The following is an 18,671-nucleotide window of genomic DNA, read 5'->3' on the forward strand; positions in this document are numbered from 1 at the left end:
TCTTTTCAGAGATAAAAAATTTTAATTTAATGCAATTTCCTCAGACTAAAGAAGCATATAAATCATAATCGTCGCTGTCAGTGATAACAACTTCAGCGAAAGATCCTACAGTAATCCCGGATATTTTAGGCAAATAAACCAGACCATCGATTTCAGGAGCATCGCTTTTACTTCGAGCTATGATTTGATCGTTGTTTATCTCATCAATTAAAACGGTTTGAGTACTACCAATTTTATTTTTTAATTTATTACGGCTAATTTCTGCTTGCACTTGCATAAAACGATGATAACGTTCTTCTTTAATGTCTTCAGAAACAGGATTATCCAAATCATTGGCTTTGGCTCCCTCAACGGGTGAGTATTTGAAACAACCGACCCTGTCTAATTGTGCCTCTTTAAGGAAGGCTAGTAATTCGGAAAACTCCTCTTCTGTTTCACCAGGGAAACCTACAATGAATGTGGAGCGTAATGTAATATCAGGGCAAATTTCTCTCCATGAAGCAATCCGCAATAAGGTATTTTCACTACTTGCGGGTCTTTTCATCGCTTTTAATATGCGTGAATTGGCATGTTGTAATGGTATGTCCAGGTAAGGCAAAATCAGGCCATCGCGCATTAGAGGAACAATATCATCAACATGGGGATAGGGATAAACATAATGGAGTCTCACCCAAATTCCTAATTCGCCTAATTGTTCGCATAGATCGTAAAAACGGGTATTGACTGTTTTTCCTTGCCATTCGACTTGCTGATAACGTGTATCCACGCCATAAGCACTGGTGTCTTGTGAGATAACCAGTAATTCTTTAACTCCGGCTTGTTTTAATTTTTTGGCTTCAGTAAGAATTTGAGCCATTGGATAACTTTGCAATTTCCCTCTCATCGTAGGGATAATGCAAAAAGTACATTTTTGGTTGCATCCCTCTGATATTTTTAAATAAGCATAATGGCGAGGTGTCAGTTTTATTCCCTGTGGGGGAATGAGTTGTGTAAATGGGTCTGCAGGAGGAGGCAAGTGTTGGTGTACCGCATTGACTACTTCTTCGTAGGCATGTGCGCCACTGATATGCAGGACATCAGGACAGGCATTTTTAATTACATCCGCTTTAGCTCCTAAACATCCAGTAACGATCACTCGCCCGTTTTCAGCCATCGCTTCTTTAATCGTGTCCAGTGATTCTTGAACAGCGCTGTCAATGAAGCCGCACGTATTAATTACAACGACTCCAGCATCCTGATAAGTGGGGACTAACTCATAGCCTTGCGCTTTAAGTTGAGTAATGATTCGCTCTGAATCGACCAATGCTTTGGGGCATCCTAAACTTACAAATCCTACTTTATGATTCATAAACTTCTATCTGTAAAAAAAATGAACTAATTATACTGCCTAATCGTTTAAGTGTCGACTGATTTCATACAAAAGTATCAACGATTCCTTTAGTTCGCATCAATGTTTTTTATTGTTTGCATGAATTCATCGGCGTTAAACTCACCAACTTTTTTCAAATTATTGAGTTGTACGCCCTGAGCATTAAAAAAGATAAAGGTCGGAGGGGCTACTACACGGAAATGCTGCATTAATGCTCTATCATTTTGATTATTGGCAGTCACATCCACTTTTATAACGATAAAATGGCTCAATGCTTTTTGTACACGAGGGTCTTTGAACGTGGTGTTTTCCATCACTTTACATGAGGCACACCAGTCAGCATAAAAATCAAGCATCACTGGTTTTCCAAACGCTTGTTTTATAGCCAGTTCAACACTTTTAACAGATTGGGCTCTAGCCGATTCAAAAGCGTTGGTTGCAGTAGGAGCTGCTTGCAAATTGGCTAAAGGCTGTAAAGGGTTCGAAGATCCCATACTAGCCCCAATGAGAATTAGCAATCCATAGGTTAATAAAATGATCCCAATGCCTTGGCATAGCTTTTCCTGATTTGTGTTGGCTTTGGTTAAAGCGCCTGAGTAAATACCAGAAAAAATCAGGAGACAAGCCCATAGTCCCATGACCAGACCTGCTGGTAAAATGCGTGCCATCAGATAAATAGCGACAGCAAGTAGTAATATGCCAAAAAAAGCTTTAACAGCATTCATCCAGCTTCCTGATTCGGGTAGCCATTTACCAGCAGAAGTTCCTATCAACAGTAATGGAGTACCCATGCCGAGGCTTAAGGTAAACAGAGTGACACTGCCGAGTAATACATTTCCGGTTTGTGCTATGTAGGTTAATACTCCAATTAATGGTGCTGTGACGCATGGTGACAGAATGAGAGTGGACAAACATCCCATGATGGCTGCACCAAGATAGTGCCCGCCTCGTTGTTCACGACTTGAACCCACTATTTTGCTTTGCCACGCATCAGGTAGTTTGAATTCATAAAAGCCAAACATGGACAAGGCCAGTAAAACGAATATCAGACTGAACAGACTGATAGCCCATGGTGACTGCATACTGATTTGTAAATTGGCTCCAAGCAGAGCAACGACAGCGCCCACAACGGCATAAGTGACGGACATGCTGAGCACGTAGCTTAATGACAGGAAAAACGCTTTTTTCGTGGTTGCAGTTTTTCCATGACCAACAATAATACCTGAAAGGACAGGAACCATGGGAAGTATACAAGGCGTGAAAGACAGGAGCAGACCAAACCCGTAAAATATAAGCAGAATCATTATCCAATTATGATTCGCAAAAATATCAGCAATGTCTTGTTCCGATTTTTCAGGTTTTTCAAGGGTGGTTTCCTCTGGTGCCTTCAATGTTTCCAAATCAACTTGGGAAAGGGCCAGTTTATCGTCAATTGTCAGTTTGATTTGTTTTACTTCGGGGGGATAACAAAAACCATCATCAGCACATCCTTGAAAACGCAAATTGACTATTGTTTCCCCAGGGGTAATGCCCAGTACTCCCACAGGAAGAGTGAGTTGATTGCGATAAACCTTAAAGGTTCGTCCTTGTTTATCCGTTTTGGTTAAGGGGGTGGGGAAGCGAAGAGTTCCAAGCTGTGCTATGTCATCATTATCGGAATTTAATTGAATACGGTCGCTATATAAAAAATACTTGGGCAAGATATCCCATTGTATGGCAAAGGTATTAGGATCTATTTTTTTTACATTAACCTTAAATACTTCAGCGGCTGGCAAGGGCTCGGCATGAACAAAAAAGGAAGTTAAAAATAATAGGGATAATAAGGGCCATTTTTTCATTCGATATCTTTTACTGTTACTAATAAACATTATTGTAGACTCTGTAATCCCAAATCCAAAATTTTTTTTGATTTTACCCTTGAAAGTTTGTTTCTTGTCCCCATATCGCTGTCATCGGTATTGTTTGTCCTAAGGAAAGCAATACTTAAATGATTTAAAGTTTAATTTAATCAGGAGAGAAAAGTATGAAAATTCGTCCTTTACACGATCGCGTTGTTGTTCGTCGTATGGAAGAAGAGCGTACCACTGCTGGTGGTATTGTTATTCCAGACAGTGCTACCGAGAAACCTATGCGTGGCGAGATCATTGCAGTTGGCGCTGGCAAAGTATTAGAAAACGGTGATGTTCGTGCTTTAGCAGTTAAAGTAGGTGATGTGGTATTGTTTGGCAAGTACTCTGGTACTGAAGTTAAAGTTGATGGAAAAGAATTAGTTGTGATGCGCGAAGACGACATCATGGGTGTAATCGAGAAGTAATCTAATTGTTTAAAGGAGACAATGATAATGGCTAAAGAATTACGTTTTGGTGATGACGCTCGCCTACAAATGCTTGCTGGCGTCAATGCATTAGCAGATGCAGTTCAAGTTACTATGGGTCCACGTGGCCGTAATGTTGTATTGGAAAAATCTTATGGCGCTCCTACTGTAACCAAAGACGGTGTGTCTGTTGCCAAAGAAATTGAGTTTGAGCATCGCTTCATGAACATGGGCGCTCAAATGGTTAAAGAAGTGGCTTCTAAAACTTCTGATACCGCTGGTGATGGTACTACTACTGCAACAGTATTGGCTCGTTCTATTCTTGTTGAAGGTCACAAGGCAGTTGCTGCTGGAATGAACCCAATGGATCTCAAACGCGGTATTGACAAGGCAGTATTAGCAGTTACCAAAAAATTACAAGCTATGTCTAAGCCATGCAAAGACAGCAAGGCTATCGCTCAAGTTGGAACTATTTCTGCTAATTCTGATGAAGCGATTGGTGCTATCATTGCTGAAGCAATGGAAAAAGTTGGTAAAGAGGGTGTTATTACCGTTGAAGATGGTAATGGATTGGAAAATGAGCTTTCTGTTGTTGAAGGTATGCAATTTGATCGCGGTTACATTTCTCCATACTTCATCAACAACCAACAAAACATGAGCTGCGAACTTGAGCATCCATTCATTTTATTGGTTGACAAAAAAGTTTCCAGCATTCGTGAAATGTTGTCAGTACTTGAGGGTGTTGCCAAATCTGGACGTCCTTTATTGATCATTGCAGAAGATGTTGAAGGCGAAGCTTTAGCTACTCTGGTAGTTAACAATATGCGCGGTATTGTAAAAGTGTGTGCTGTCAAAGCGCCTGGTTTTGGCGATCGTCGCAAAGCGATGCTGCAAGACATTGCTATTTTGACTAAGGGTCAAGTTATTTCTGAAGAAATTGGCAAGAGCCTGGAAGGTGCTACTCTGGAAGATCTTGGTAGTGCTAAGCGAATCGTTGTTACCAAAGAAAACACTACTATCATTGATGGTGAAGGTAAAGCAGCTGAAATTAATGCTCGTATTGCTCAAATTCGTGCACAAATGGAAGAAACCACTTCTGATTATGATAGAGAAAAATTACAAGAGCGCGTTGCTAAATTAGCTGGTGGTGTTGCTGTTATCAAAGTTGGCGCTGCTACAGAAGTTGAAATGAAAGAGAAGAAAGCTCGTGTTGAAGATGCTCTTCATGCTACTCGCGCTGCAGTAGAAGAAGGTATTGTTGCTGGTGGTGGTGTTGCCTTGATTCGTGCTCAGAAAGCTCTTGATGCATTGAAAGGCGATAACGACGATCAAAATATGGGTATCAATATTTTACGTCGTGCTATTGAATCTCCAATGCGCCAGATTGTTACTAACGCAGGATACGAAGCTTCTGTTGTAGTAAACAAGGTAGCTGAACATAAAGACAACTACGGTTTCAATGCTGCAACTGGTGAATACGGTGATATGGTTGAGATGGGTATTCTTGATCCAACCAAAGTAACCCGTATGGCTCTGCAAAATGCTGCGTCTGTAGCTAGCCTGATGTTGACTACTGAGTGTATGGTTGCTGACCTGCCTAAGAAAGACGAAGGTGTTGGTGCCGGAGATATGGGCGGCATGGGCGGAATGGGTGGCATGGGCGGAATGATGTAATTTTCTCCCGGTTATCCAATAAAAACCCGCTGTAAAGGCGGGTTTTTTATTGATGTCAATTTTGTTCTTTAACTATTTTGAACTATTCTTAATAACGTGAATAAATAACAAGGAAAGAATAATGAGTAAAGTAATTAAAAAGCTGGAAGTTGCGCTTGCTGATACTTATGCGTTGTACCTGAAAACACAAAATTACCATTGGCACGTTACCGGACCTCAATTTAAAAGTTTGCATGAATTATTTGAGATGCAATATAAAGAACTGGCGGAAGCAGTGGACCAAATTGCAGAACGCATTCGAATTATGGGTCATAAGGCTCCCGCAACCTTTACTGAGTTTAATCAATTGAAAACGATTAAAGATGGTGATTCCGGATTGAGTGCTAATGAGATGGTCAGTGAGTTAGCAAAAGATAATATGATGATAGTAAAAGATTTGAATCAGGCAATTAAAATTGCTCAGGAAAATGAAGACGAAGGTACTGTGACTATACTAAGTGATCGGGTTGCTGCTCATGAGAAAGCTCATTGGATGTTATCAGCCTCAAAGGAAAAGAAATAAAATATTCATTTTTACTATTTGCATGTAAGTATCAGCTGATATGGAATCAGTGCCTGTCTTCAAGTAATGGGATGTTTACAAAAAACTTCAAAAGCCATAAATGGATTTTATACGCTGCCAATATGGAACAATTTGTGTTTGTTAAACATCCTCATTCATTAAGTTTCCAAATTATCTTCCAGAGTAATAATTCATTCTTGTATGAATGAGAGCGTAGTCGTAAAATGATCGACTCATTCATTTGGCAGCACCATTGGCTAAGGATTGCTTTGTGTTTCGATTTTTATTTCCTCTCAGTCTTTTTATAAGTTCGATTCTTCTATTCAGTATCCAACCCATGGTTGCAAAAACAATACTTCCAATTTATGGGGGAACACCAGGTGTGTGGACAGTTTGTGTGCTTTTTTTTCAATTTATTCTGCTTATTGCATATGGCTATGTATGGCTTTTAAGCCAGATTAAGAGGCCAGCCATTTGGCGTTTAATCCATATGGTTGTGGTTGTTTTAAGTTTTACTGCATTTCCATTGCTGTTTCATCCTGCCACGAGCGATGGACAACCTGAATGGGTGATTCTAAATAATTTGTTAATGCAACTGGGTTTACCTTTGTTAGTGATTGGGGCTTCTGCTCCTCTATTACAATTTGCCTATAGCCAGACAAAAAGCAAAGGAGCTTCAGACCCTTATTATTTGTATATATCCAGTAATCTTGGAAGCTTGAGTGCCTTACTTTTTTATCCATGGGTTATCGAGCGATTTATTGGTTTGACTCATCAATTTTATTTCTGGAACTTTGGATTTGGTATTTATTTGCTACTTTTGGTGACGGTCTTATTTTTTACAAAATACCAACCCTCCATGTTAGCTGAAAAAAAAGAAGTGGATTTTTTGTCTTGGCAAGAGATAGCCTATTGGATTTTTTTGAGTTTTGTCCCGTGTAGTTTGATGCTAGGGGTTACTTTATATATCACTACTGATGTTGCTGCAACTCCCTTATTTTGGGTTTTGCCTTTAGCGCTTTACCTTTTGTCATTTGTCTTTACCTTTACAGCCAACCCCCTTATTTCACAAAAATGGCTTTCTCGTAATTGCCTGTTTTTTCTGATTTTTACAATTCTTGGGTTCATTTTTGGGGTTAGTCAAATCAGAGTGTGGCAATTGGTGCTATTTAATTTATTAAGTTTTTTTATTTTGGCTTTGCTGTGTCATGGCCAGTTGTTTGCACGAAGACCTAAACCACACAAACTCACTTTGTTTTATTTTTGCTTGTCCATCGGAGGAGTTTTAGCCGGGATATTTAATGGAATTTTAGCGCCAAATTGGTTTAATTATGTTTACGAGTACCCTTTAGCCATTTTATTAAGTTTATTTGCTCTTCCACTGCCAAAAACTAACCGAGGATGGTGGGTGCCATTAGTTGTTTTGGGTTTGCTGTCTCTGCATTATTTCATTCCTACCGTTCCCTGGTTTAAAAGTATTACAACTTTTCACATCCTTGCTATTTTGGCGCTTGGAATTATTGTGATTTGGCATCGCAATAAAATGAATCTTGTACTATCCATGCTCATTTTATTTGTTTTCCTTTATTTTCCTCCGTTGCAAGACAAACAGATTTTGCTCAAAGAAAGAAATTTTTACGGTGTCAAGCAAGTCTTCAAAAAGGATGATGTGCATGCATTAATAAGCCAATCAACCCTGCATGGGATGCAAGTAATGAATGGGGAAAGATCAAGTTATGGAACAAGCTCCTATTATGGAGCCATAGCCCCGATTGTCGATATTCTGAAGAAGGAGTTTCATCCGCTTTCTGTGACGATTATGGGATTGGGGGCAGGAACGCTGTTGTGCCAATTTCGGGCAACAGATTCCGTAAAGGTTATTGAGATTGATCAACAAGTAATTGATTTAGCTAAAAATAATAAATTATTCACATACATACGTGACTGTTCTCCATCAGCCGAGATTATTAAACAGGATGGTCGATTGGCCTTGGTGAATATGCCAGATGCTTCGCAGAATTTACTAATTTTGGATGCGTTTAATTCAGATGCTATTCCTGTCCATCTGATGACACTTGAAGCATTCACCTTATATAAGAGGAAAATTGTCGACAATGGAGTTATTTTGGTTAATCTAAGTAACAGACATCTGCAAATGCTCCCGGTAATTAATGCAATTGGACGTTCTTTGGATATGATAACTTTATTTTTAGCGCATAAGGGCGATAAGAAATTGGGGCAATTTAACTCAGAATGGGCTTTGCTTACCTCGAATCAATCCTTGGCGTTTCAAGTAATGAAAGGAACGAACTGGAAATTTGTGGCAAATGATGATCTGTTTTTATGGACTGATGATTACTCTAATATTATTCCCTTGTTGAAATGGTAAAGTAAAAAGATAAACTATCCAATTCATTTGTAGTCTTGACCTATAGTGATGCGGCTATCTATATTACCAATTGCCAACACACGCTTGGCTTATATTTCAGCAAGGTTTCCTTTTGTCTCTAGCCAGACTTTTCTATCTGCCGCTCGTTTTTTGTTGAGCATCATATCCATAATGGCTTCCGTTTGCTCTTCATCATCAAGAGTCAGTTGTACCAGACGTCTTGTATTGGGATCCATTGTGGTTTCTCTAAGCTGAATGGGATTCATTTCACCTAATCCTTTGAATCGTTGAACATTCACTTTTGATTTTGTGGTTTGAGTGAGATGTTGAACGATTCTATTTTTTTCCTCATCATCCAGGGCATAGTGAATCAGCTTTCCTGCATCGATTCGATAGAGAGGGGGCATGGCTACAAAAACGTGACCTGCTTTAACCAGAGGTTTGAAGTGCTTTAAAAACAAAGCGCATATTAATGTGGCAATATGAGCTCCATCAGAGTCTGCATCGGCAAGAATACATATTTTCCCATAGCGAAGACCTTCAAGATCACTGGAGCCAGGGTCTACGCCTATAGCAACAGAAATATCATGAATTTCCTGGGAAGCCAGCACTTGTGAAGAATCCACTTCCCATGAGTTAAGTATTTTTCCACGTAGGGGTAAAATGGCCTGATAATCTTTATTACGGGCTTGTTTGGCCGAACCACCTGCGGAGTCTCCTTCAACCAGGAACAGTTCTGCTTGACTTAAATCCGTTTGCAAGCAATCGGCTAATTTCCCAGGTAAAGCAGGTCCCTGGCTGACGCGTTTGCGTGCAACTTGTTTGGCTTGTTTTAGTCGTTTCTGTGCGCGTTCTATTGCCAGGGCTGCTATGGCTTCGCCTTGATTGCGATGCTGGTTCAACCAAATTGCGAAAGCGTCTTTTATGACATTACTGACGAGTCCTGAGGTTTGACGTGAGCTCAATCGCTCTTTGGTTTGCCCTGCAAATTGTGGCTCTTTCATTTTGACTGACAAAACGTATTGGCATGATTCCCATAGATCATCCGCGGTCAATTTTACTCCACGAGGAAGAAGGTTTCTCAGCTCACAAAATTCAGACAGGGCTTCAAATAATCCTGAACGTAATCCATTGACGTGCGTGCCGCCTTGTATTGTCGGGATTAAATTCACATAACTTTCATTTAAATTGCCATTGGCAGAGTCTGACCAGGCTAAAGCCCAATCAACGGTTGCTTCATCACTTTTGAATTCGCCGGCAAAAGGTTCTTCAGGCAAATAATCCTCAGGCAAGGTTTGCCTCAAATAATCAGTTAAACCTTGTTCATAACACCAGTTCATTTCCTCATTGGTGATTTTATTGATAAAGGTCATGGACAAGCCACTACATAATACCGCTTTTGCTCTCAATACGTGAGTCAGGTGTTTTACAGAAATTTTTGTGGTATCAAAATATTTGCCATTAGGCCAAAAACGTATAACAGTACCGGTATCTCTTTTTTTTGTAACCCCGGTCTCATTTAATTCACATAATTTGTCACCATTAGCAAAGGTCATTTGATAAATAATCCCATTGCGCTTTATGGTAACGTCAAGTCGTTCTGACAGGGCATTTACCACGGACACACCAACACCATGCAAGCCACCAGAAAAGCTGTAATTTTTATCTGAAAACTTACCTCCGGCATGAAGTCGGGTCATAATAACCTCGACACCACTTAAGCCTAGTTGAGGATGCAAATCGACGGGCATACCTCGGCCATCATCCTCGACTTCAATGGAACCATCTTCATGTAATGTAACAATAATACGGCTGGCAAATCCTGCAAGGACTTCATCCACGCTATTATCAATCACTTCCTGAGCCAAATGGTTAGGACGTGTCGTGTCGGTATACATACCGGGACGTCGTTGAACAGGCTCAAGACCACTTAAGACTTCAATCGCTTCCGCAGTGTAGTTTTCTGACATGGGTATTCACTCAAATATTAATTGTACTTATTCTATCATAAACATTCTTTTGCTCAGAGTGGTATGGTATTTTTATTGCTACTATCACCCTTATCTTGTTAGAGTGTAGTTATCATTATTTGTGGCAAATTCCATGCAAAATACCGCTGAAATTACTCAACTGTCAGTTGCTTTTAAAAGCCCTGATAAAACAGTTCTTGCTTTGGATAAATTAAGTTTTAGTCTAAATCCAGGGGAGACTTTGGTTTTATTGGGAGAATCCGGGTGTGGCAAATCATTAACTTCATTGGCCATGATGAGATTGCTGCCCAGAGCGGGAGTCTACGGGATTGACAGTCAAATCAATATTCACGGCGAAGATATCTTAAACTTACCTGAGAAAATGATGAGGGAGTTAAGGGGGCGCAGGCTTGCGATGATTTTTCAAGAGCCAATGACTGCTTTAAATCCCGTACTAACGATTGGAGAGCAGATAGCTGAGGTTTTAAAAAGGCATCAGTCATTGACAAAAGATCAAATAAGAGAACGAGTGATATTGTTATTGAATGAGGTAGAAATGCCTCAACCGCAAATCAGAGTTTATCAATATCCGCATCAATTGTCTGGCGGGCAAAAACAGCGTGTAGTTATTGCCATGGCGTTGGCTTGTGAGCCAGATATCCTTGTTGCTGATGAACCTACTACGGCTTTGGATGTGACTATCCAGGCTCAAATACTGGCGTTACTAAAAAAAATACAAAAGAAACATCATATGAGTTTGTTATTAATTACTCATGATTTGGGTGTGGCTAAAACTATGGCTGATAGGATTTGTGTGATGTATGCAGGGCAGGTAGTAGAACAAGCGTCAGTAAACGATTTTTTTTCAAAAGTGAGTCATCCCTACGTTCAGCAACTTTTGGCATCCTTACCTTCATTTGCAAAAAGAAATGAGAAACTGTCTATTATTACCGGTACGGTACCTTCTTTAGAATCCATGCCTTCAGGTTGTCGTTTCCATACGCGTTGTATTTATGCTTTTGAACGATGTCGCCATGAGGAACCTCAATTACAAGAAGTGGAACACCGTGTATTGAGGTGTCATTTGTATCCTGATATTAAAGAATTGCCATTACTGGATAAAAATAAAATCAGCTGGGTTCCTTCTGTTGAAAAAGAAGAGGTCGTGTTCACAGTAGATGATTTATCAGTTCATTTTATACATAAACAAGGATTTTTGAGTCGTAAGAGAAACATTTTCAAAGCGGTTAATGGTTTGTCGTTTACCCTGTCCAGAGGTAAAACCTTGGCCTTGGTTGGAGAGTCGGGCTGCGGGAAAACAACAGCATGCCGTGCCTTGCTGAGGTTATTGCCGGTTGCAGGAGGAAAAATTCGTTATAAGGATAGAGATGTATTGTCTATGACAGGAAGTGCGTTAAGAAGATACAGAAAAAAAGTACAGATTATTTTTCAAGATCCCTTTTCTTCTATGAATCCACGCATGACTGTTGGAGAGATCATCGCTGAAGGGATGTATGCACAAGGGATGAAGCCTTCTTACATCAGGAAACAACAAAAATCCCTAATTGAGCAAGTTAACTTACCAAGTACCAGTTTGCATCGATACCCCCATCAGTTTTCCGGTGGACAAAGACAACGGATCTGCATTGCGAGAGCTTTGGCGACAGAGCCTGATATTTTAATCTGTGATGAGCCAACCAGTGCCCTTGATGTATCGGTTCAGGCACAAATTCTTAATTTATTAAAGGAATTGCAACAACAAAGAGGTATTTCCTATTTGTTTATAACCCATAACATGGGGGTCGTCTCTTATATCGCTGACGATGTATTAGTCATGAAAGACGGCTTGGCTGTCGAATATGGTTCATGCGAGAAAGTACTTCGGCAACCCGTACATCCTTATACCAGGCAGCTATTAAATGCTGTTTTGGACATTGAGTAATATTTCAAATTTTCTTTCACATTTATCTGCTACATTTTATGCAGCTTATATATAATGAGGGCATTCTATTTTTCAGGGAATTCAGGGCATGAAAGTCACTCGAAATCAATTAAATTTCAAAGGTGTAAAGGAATTTACTGGTAATTCAACAAGAAATGATGATAAAGTTGAGTTCATTAATAAAGAGCTCAAACTCTTAAAGGAGTTAATCGAGTTCAATATCCTGAAGGGAATCGATGAAAACAAATCACAATCCTTATTTGATGCAGTGATTGCGGCAGTGGAAAAGGCTGGTTTGGATGTCGAACATGAATTGCTCATACAATTTATTCGAGCCACATCAGCGATTATCGACTCCAAAGCGACTGACCTTCCTGAGTTGGTTTCCTTATTAACGGTACTCATCAAATCGAGTAATAATTGCGACAAATCAGAATTGATTAGATATTGCTGTCTTATCAATAAGTTTGAAAAAACGGATGACAAAACTTTAGCGCAATGGATAAAAATTCTGACTGCGCTTGGGGAAAATGTTGAGGCTGAAAAAGCCAACTTATTATTCGATGTTCAGTCTCGGCTTGAGATCCATAGTGTCTTATTAGAAGATATTTCTTCTTTATTTAACTATCCTCCTTACCCTACATTAGATGTTTTTTCCGAGAAATTGCATGAATATTCGAGAGAATTAAAATTATATATTGATTCATTTGATAGAGATCCAGCCGAAACCAGGGCTTCCAAAGTAAATCAAGAAGGCATTCTGCTTAAAACGAGAGAGCAAATTCTTAATGAGCAATTTGATACAAGTCAAATTCAAGAAGTTGTTGCCAAGATTCAAAATGTTGATAATGGTGCGGGTTTATCTTGTAAAGAACAATCTGAATTGGCTCAACAAGTCGTGTTTATCAATGCGATAGGCAAGGATTTCCCTCTAAAAGTAGCGAATGCAAATTACACTGATTTAACCCAATTAAGCAGGAATAAGTTACGGGAATTGTCTGATTTGTTAATTACGGAGATGAGAAGGCTGGATATTAGCAAAGAGGATAAATTGCGAACTCAATTGAAGTTAGTCGCAGTGATGCGAGAGCAGTATTTTCGCAGTACCGGCTTATTTTTTGATACTACACAAATTATTTCTCTTTTATTGTCTTTACATCATCAAGAACAAAATGTGTTGATGGAAGTCAGTCGTAATGAAAACTCAAGTGCTCCACCTGCAGCAGTCCTTGCTGCTATGCAATGGGTCCTTGCGGAAGGTGGTACAGTCGACGTGTGTTTTGCAAATCACGTATTAATAGCTCATGATTATCTTGAAACAGGTGATAGAGATTTCTTTACCTATTTAGGTATCCCTTCCTCTGTGGTAGAGGCGAATTCTGAGTTTGGTACTTACCAGGTTGGTGGTATTAATTACTCCACTCTTTCTGATTTGACTTCCTATCGTTCTCACGCAGCGATAGAGGATGAGGAACTGTCTATAGATAGATACGGCTATCCTGTTTCCAGCCACCTCATTCTTAATGACATTGATTTTTCTAATGTAGACGATAGAACTTTATCTTATTCTTCTTCACTGCTTGATGATTATAAAGGAAAAGGACGTGTCCTTAGGATTACAGAAATAGATGAAATCGCTGGTGAAGTGGTTGGGCAAACCAGCCGATTCGATATGGCTGTGGGTTATCGGATTTTTCCTGCCAGGAAGAATTTGCGAGAAGAATTAAATACGCAAAATTTAGCTGATGCACGAAGAGAAGAAGCAGTTAAACAGTATGTCATTCAATCTGTTTCTAATATTCAACAAGTGGTATTAAATCAATTGGAAGAATGGCAAGCATTTTTGCATTTAATTTACCCCAAGTCAGAATGGAGACAGCTGAATAATGAATTATTTGTGCAAAGAAACGATTTGATTGATTCGCTAAAGAAGCAATGGACAAAATGTTTGGAAGATTCTGATCCTAAAAAAATATATCCAAACCCCTATGTTCGCAGGGATGTTTTTCAGCGCATACAAACCAGGGAATTGGAAAAGGCAATTCAAGTCTATGAGAAATCCGTTTCCAGCATTTGGAGTCTAAACCGAGAGCAGTTGAAAGCAAAAACAGAAAATAGATTCTCCAATGACTCTGTCAATGCATTACGTTGTAAATATTTGCAAGAGGTCGATTTAAGTGAACAAATAAAGTGGAGTAAATTATCAGCTCGCTTAAAGAAAAAAGAAGCAGCACAAGAGAAAAAGCGCAGTCATCGTCACCTTGAGTCCGCAGTAGAAGTAACTGGTGCTATGTTAAGCTACCATGATGGTGATTTAGAACCCTACCGATTAGCTTTTGTGAACAGCCAACTGAACTTGTGGATCAGGGATATTAGCAAAGAAATCAATAACTCCTCGTTGCCTGGCAGTGTTAAACAAGGGCTAATAGAGAGGACTAATAATGCAGATAACTTTCTTGCTCTCGAGTTGTTATTAATTGATTATGAAAGCAAATGGTTAGACAAGGAGAAATTGAGCGAAAAATTCCGCATGCAACCAATTATCAGTGACATGCTGAGAGTGTATCAGCTAGCAGGATTTGAAGAACATAAAGAACTTCAGATTTTAAAAGAAACATATCTAGATAATACAGCAGCACAAATCATTCATCATCTTGATATGACATTGGCTTGGGCTAAGCCTGAAAACAGAGGGCCTGAGTATTGGATTGAGCGGACAGCAGTAAAAAAAGCAGCGAATGAAATACTGGCTCAGGCCAATGAAGTAAAACAAGCGAGAGATTCTTTTTCCAAACAGGCAGCTATCAAAAAACTATATAGGGCCTTATGCAAACATCAAGCTCAATTGGAAGACGTTTGGATTTTTTCATTTGGTCACAAAAATACACGTGATTTGATCAATCAAACATTAAATACCATGGATGGTTTGACTGTCCTCGGTAGAGAGGAAGGGGCGCTGGATGTTAATTTTATTCAGGAGTGTAAAGAAGAGGCACAATACTATTTATTGCAAGAGAAATACAACTCTATTTTAGAAGAGTTTGAAAAGAATAACAGTCAGATTTTAAATGCCAATTCTGACTGGCGAGCGGTTAAAAGGCAACTTCAGCAAACGCAAAATGGGAATTGCAAGGTTTATACATTGAATGAAATGTATTATGTTCTTTGTAAAAAAATCAGTGAATTATCCATTTCATATTCCTTATTGCGTGAGCCTTTGGTGCAATTACGAGGGATGATTCGTACTCTTTGGAATAGTTTTCAGGAAAAACACCAGGATATCATTGATGAATCAAAATATTTTGCTTTTAAAGCGCAAAAAATTAAGGAAGAGTTAGAGGGAGTTGAAGGATATTCCGTCTTTAACGTGAAAATAAAAAAAGGATATACAGGATTTAATGAGTATGTGGAGTTAATTATTGAAGGAGAGGGGACATCCCCATTATTCGAAGGATTTATGCAATATAAATCCCGGTTAACAGAATTAACACAGGCGTATCGGCAGTTAGAGTTTTCTCTTAAGCAAAATAAATTAGAGATTCGGAATCTGAATAGAATTCATGCCAAACAGTTACCTTTATTGAAAGAGTACACCAGGAGCAATATCGAAGTAGACTTGTTTCCAGAGCAATGCCGAAGCAAGGTGAAGGAGATTCTAGCATTAAAGGAGTGGATTAATGGCCAAATACCTGAAGACCTCAGCCAATTTCCTGAAGACATGCAAAATCATTTTCTTGACAGAAATAGCTTAAAAACTATGGATAGAACCACGATGACTATGGAACAAATTGATGAGATAAAGGATGGGCAATTAAAAGCCGATCTCGCAGAATTATACAATAAAATGCACAAGATAAATGTGGAAGAATCGAAATCATGGCTTTCTGCTGTGGCCAACAGGATTGTTGATTTGATTCCCAGTTTTTTCAGGCAAGAAGAGACAGAGGATGATTGGAGATATCAATTTAATGAATTACAAGGACGTTCGGATAGCATTTTGCAATCCTTGTTGACTAAAAAAATAATGGCAAAATATGATGCCTTGATTAAGGAATTGGTTTTAATTCAACGCAATCTGGTACAGCAGCTGGACTCTGGTAACAAAAAAATTCAATTTTTAAGAGATAAGATTCTTGAAGAAGAAAGGAAAACCAATGCCATTATCAAGCGTTTTGATAACCTCAATGATTTTTATGATTTTGAGGCTAAACTAAAACGTTTTAAAGCCGTACCACCAACAAATCCAGTAAATCAGGCTCCAATAGAGTCTAAAAATATATCGTCTTCTTACGATGAGAAGGAATTTCCCAATCCTGAAGCAGAGTTTCAGGAGGATACTTTAATGCAACCTCTAATGGTTTTTAATATGTAATGTGAGTGATGGATAAGATCGGTTGTTATCCCGAACCGTTGAGGCTGAGGAGATGCCTAAGCATTATCTCTAAGCCTTGGCCACAACATTAAATCCCATACAAGGCTTCGACACCTAAGCTTGAACGAAGCCGGGATATCCACTGGTTCTTATACAATCCTTATCCATAAGTCCTGTATTATTGGCATATCTTTAATGCGGTTCGGGTTAATTTTTAATCCGAACCGCATTGTTAAAATACAGATAATGCAGGGGGAGTAGAGTGAAAAATATTATTTATTATTAATTAATTCAATAATAAAGTTAATTGCCTCATTCAGATTAATTAGTTGCGTTTCGCTTGAAGTTCGAGCTTTGTACTCAACACAACCTTGCTCCAGATTTCTCTCACTGACCACTAATCGGTGAGGGATTCCTATTAAGTCATTATCAGCGAATAATACACCAGCTCTTTCATTACGATCATCAAGTAATACATCAATACCATGAGATTTGAGTTGCTGATAAAGTAACTCTGCTTGTTCTTTAACTGCCTGTGATCTCGCACCATTAAGAGGAATAATATTGACTTGGAAAGGCGCTAAAGCTTGAGGCCAGATGATTCCATGTTCATCATGGTGTTGTTCAATCGCAGCAGCAACTACACGAGTGATCCCTAATCCATAGCAGCCCATGATCATGGTTTGTAATTGTCCTTGCTCATTGATAACAGATGCATTCATGGCTTTGGCGTATTTATCACCTAATTGGAAAACGTGCCCTACCTCTATTCCACGACAACAGCGAAGTGTTCCTTTCCCATCAGGGCTTGGATCACCTTCCTTAACATTGCGTAAATCATAGGCATCATCGTATTTTGCATCTCGCTCCCATGCGGCATTGATAAAGTGTTTATCTGCCTGATTGGCACCGCAGACAAATGCAGACATGGCCAAGGCATGATGGTCAGCAATGACAGGAATATTTAACTTGATTGGCCCTATGGAACCCAAGGGAGTTTTTAGCGTTTTTAAAATCAGTTCTTCATCAATAAAAGACAAGGGAGAGTAGACTAAGGGATGCTTTGTCGCTTTGACCTCATTGAGTTCATCGTCTCCTCTCAAGACCAGAGCCACCATAGGATGTTCCTTGCCTTTGACAATCAAGGTTTTGATGGTTTGATTATTCGCGATACCAAGGAAGTTGGCCACCTCATCGATTGTTTTTTGATTTGGGGTATCGACTAATGTGATTGTTTCAACACATGGTTTGTTCGCTTTGGGTGGTTTTAAGCTGGTCGCTTGTTCAATATTCGCGGCATAGTCACTGGAGTCACTATAAAAAATCAGATCTTCACCTGATTCGGCCAATACCTGAAACTCATGAGAAGCAGATCCGCCAATTGCTCCTGTATCGGCTTCAACTGCCCGATATTTGAGTCCCATTCTATCAAAAATCCTGCAATAGGCTTGATACATATCCTTATAGGTTTCTTGCAGGCTTTCAAGACTGAGGTGGAAGGAGTAAGCATCTTTCATAATAAACTCACGGGCCCGCATTACCCCGAATCGTGGCCTGATTTCATCGCGAAATTTGGTTTGAATTTGATAAAAATTGACTGGCAATTGTTTATAGGATTGCAATTCATTACGCATAATATCGGTAATGACTTCTTCATGGGTAGGCCCAAAGCAATACTCTCTTTGATTACTGTCTTTCATGGTTAGTAGTTGACCACCAAAGGACTCCCAACGTCCTGTCTCTTGCCATAATTCAGCAGGCTGTACAGATGGCATAAGCAGTTCCATTGCGTGAGTTTTGTTCATCTCTTCCCGAACTATATTTTCAACTTTACGAAGTACTCTAAGGCCAAGTGGCATCCAGGTATAAAGTCCTGAGCCAAGCTTACGAATCATTCCTGATCTTAACATTAATTGATGGGATGCTATTTCTGCATCGTTGGGAGTTTCTTTTTGAGTGACCAAAAACCATTGAGATGCGCGCATATCTATTCCTGGATTTCTATAAATAATCAAGGTGGATATTATATACTTATCACCATTCAATTTGCGATATGTTTAGTTTAAGTCCTTAGTTTCT

The 18,671-nt window shown here is 39.3% G+C and carries 10 protein-coding genes; 6 read left to right on the plus strand and 4 right to left on the minus strand.

The features are described 5' to 3' along the window. Positions 1–40 precede the first annotated feature (40 nt). Complete coding sequence (rimO, locus tag EL201_RS03545; RefSeq protein ID WP_027223733.1) at positions 41–1,348, minus strand: 30S ribosomal protein S12 methylthiotransferase RimO; 1,308 nt, start codon at positions 1,346–1,348, stop codon at positions 41–43. 89 nt (positions 1,349–1,437) lie between these two features. After that, positions 1,438–3,207 carry a protein-disulfide reductase DsbD gene (gene dsbD / locus EL201_RS03550; RefSeq protein ID WP_027223734.1) on the minus strand — a complete coding sequence of 590 codons (1,770 nt, stop codon included), beginning with the start codon at positions 3,205–3,207 and terminating at the stop codon, positions 1,438–1,440. Between the two features lie 185 nt (positions 3,208–3,392). On the opposite strand from dsbD, the gene groES reads away from it, so the two are divergent. The 4 genes from groES (at position 3,393) to EL201_RS03570 (ending at position 8,308) form a co-directional block, all read left to right on the plus strand. Continuing rightward, a complete protein-coding gene (gene groES / locus EL201_RS03555; protein WP_010946424.1) occupies positions 3,393–3,683 on the plus strand; it encodes a co-chaperone GroES in 291 nt (96 codons plus the stop codon). Between the two features lie 24 nt (positions 3,684–3,707). Further along, positions 3,708–5,357 (plus strand): chaperonin GroEL, encoded by a 1,650-nt coding sequence (groL, locus tag EL201_RS03560; protein ID WP_197712603.1) that lies wholly within the window; start codon positions 3,708–3,710, stop codon positions 5,355–5,357. Between the two features lie 121 nt (positions 5,358–5,478). Continuing rightward, complete coding sequence (locus EL201_RS03565) at positions 5,479–5,919, plus strand: Dps family protein (protein WP_010946426.1); 441 nt, start codon at positions 5,479–5,481, stop codon at positions 5,917–5,919. 271 nt (positions 5,920–6,190) lie between these two features. Beyond that, on the plus strand, positions 6,191–8,308 hold the full coding sequence (locus EL201_RS03570) for a fused MFS/spermidine synthase (protein ID WP_027223736.1): 2,118 nt from the start codon (positions 6,191–6,193) through the stop codon (positions 8,306–8,308). 89 nt (positions 8,309–8,397) lie between these two features. Here EL201_RS03570 and parE read toward each other — a convergent pair whose 3' ends face one another. Next, a complete protein-coding gene (gene parE / locus EL201_RS03575; protein ID WP_027223737.1) occupies positions 8,398–10,278 on the minus strand; it encodes a DNA topoisomerase IV subunit B in 1,881 nt (626 codons plus the stop codon). A gap of 133 nt (positions 10,279–10,411) precedes the next feature. Between parE and EL201_RS03580 the strand changes: the two genes are divergently transcribed. Together EL201_RS03580 and EL201_RS03585 are read left to right on the plus strand one after the other, a co-directional pair. Beyond that, the gene (locus tag EL201_RS03580; RefSeq protein WP_027223738.1) at positions 10,412–12,220 is read left to right on the plus strand and encodes an ABC transporter ATP-binding protein; all 1,809 of its coding nucleotides are present in this window, start codon (positions 10,412–10,414) and stop codon (positions 12,218–12,220) included. Between the two features lie 88 nt (positions 12,221–12,308). After that, the gene (locus tag EL201_RS03585) at positions 12,309–16,592 is read left to right on the plus strand and encodes a hypothetical protein (protein ID WP_027223739.1); all 4,284 of its coding nucleotides are present in this window, start codon (positions 12,309–12,311) and stop codon (positions 16,590–16,592) included. A gap of 272 nt (positions 16,593–16,864) precedes the next feature. Here the strand turns inward: EL201_RS03585 and EL201_RS03590 are convergent, their stop codons facing one another. Next, a complete protein-coding gene (locus EL201_RS03590) occupies positions 16,865–18,577 on the minus strand; it encodes a proline--tRNA ligase (RefSeq protein ID WP_027223740.1) in 1,713 nt (570 codons plus the stop codon). Positions 18,578–18,671: the final 94 nt, after the last annotated feature.

This window comes from Legionella pneumophila subsp. pascullei (genome assembly GCF_900637585.1).
In the GTDB taxonomy this organism is placed as follows: domain Bacteria; phylum Pseudomonadota; class Gammaproteobacteria; order Legionellales; family Legionellaceae; genus Legionella; species Legionella pascullei.

Bases quoted from the DNA above. Each gene is read 5' to 3' on its own strand.
- dsbD (WP_027223734.1), bottom strand. From the start codon at position 3,207: ATGAAAAAATGGCCCTTATTATCCCTATTATTTTTAACTTCCTTTTTT.
- EL201_RS03565 (WP_010946426.1), top strand. From the start codon at position 5,479: ATGAGTAAAGTAATTAAAAAGCTGGAAGTTGCGCTTGCTGATACTTAT.
- EL201_RS03590 (WP_027223740.1), bottom strand. From the start codon at position 18,577: ATGCGCGCATCTCAATGGTTTTTGGTCACTCAAAAAGAAACTCCCAAC.
- groES (WP_010946424.1), top strand. From the start codon at position 3,393: ATGAAAATTCGTCCTTTACACGATCGCGTTGTTGTTCGTCGTATGGAA.
- EL201_RS03585 (WP_027223739.1), top strand. From the start codon at position 12,309: ATGAAAGTCACTCGAAATCAATTAAATTTCAAAGGTGTAAAGGAATTT.
- EL201_RS03580 (WP_027223738.1), top strand. From the start codon at position 10,412: ATGCAAAATACCGCTGAAATTACTCAACTGTCAGTTGCTTTTAAAAGC.
- parE (WP_027223737.1), bottom strand. From the start codon at position 10,278: ATGTCAGAAAACTACACTGCGGAAGCGATTGAAGTCTTAAGTGGTCTT.
- rimO (WP_027223733.1), bottom strand. From the start codon at position 1,348: ATGAATCATAAAGTAGGATTTGTAAGTTTAGGATGCCCCAAAGCATTG.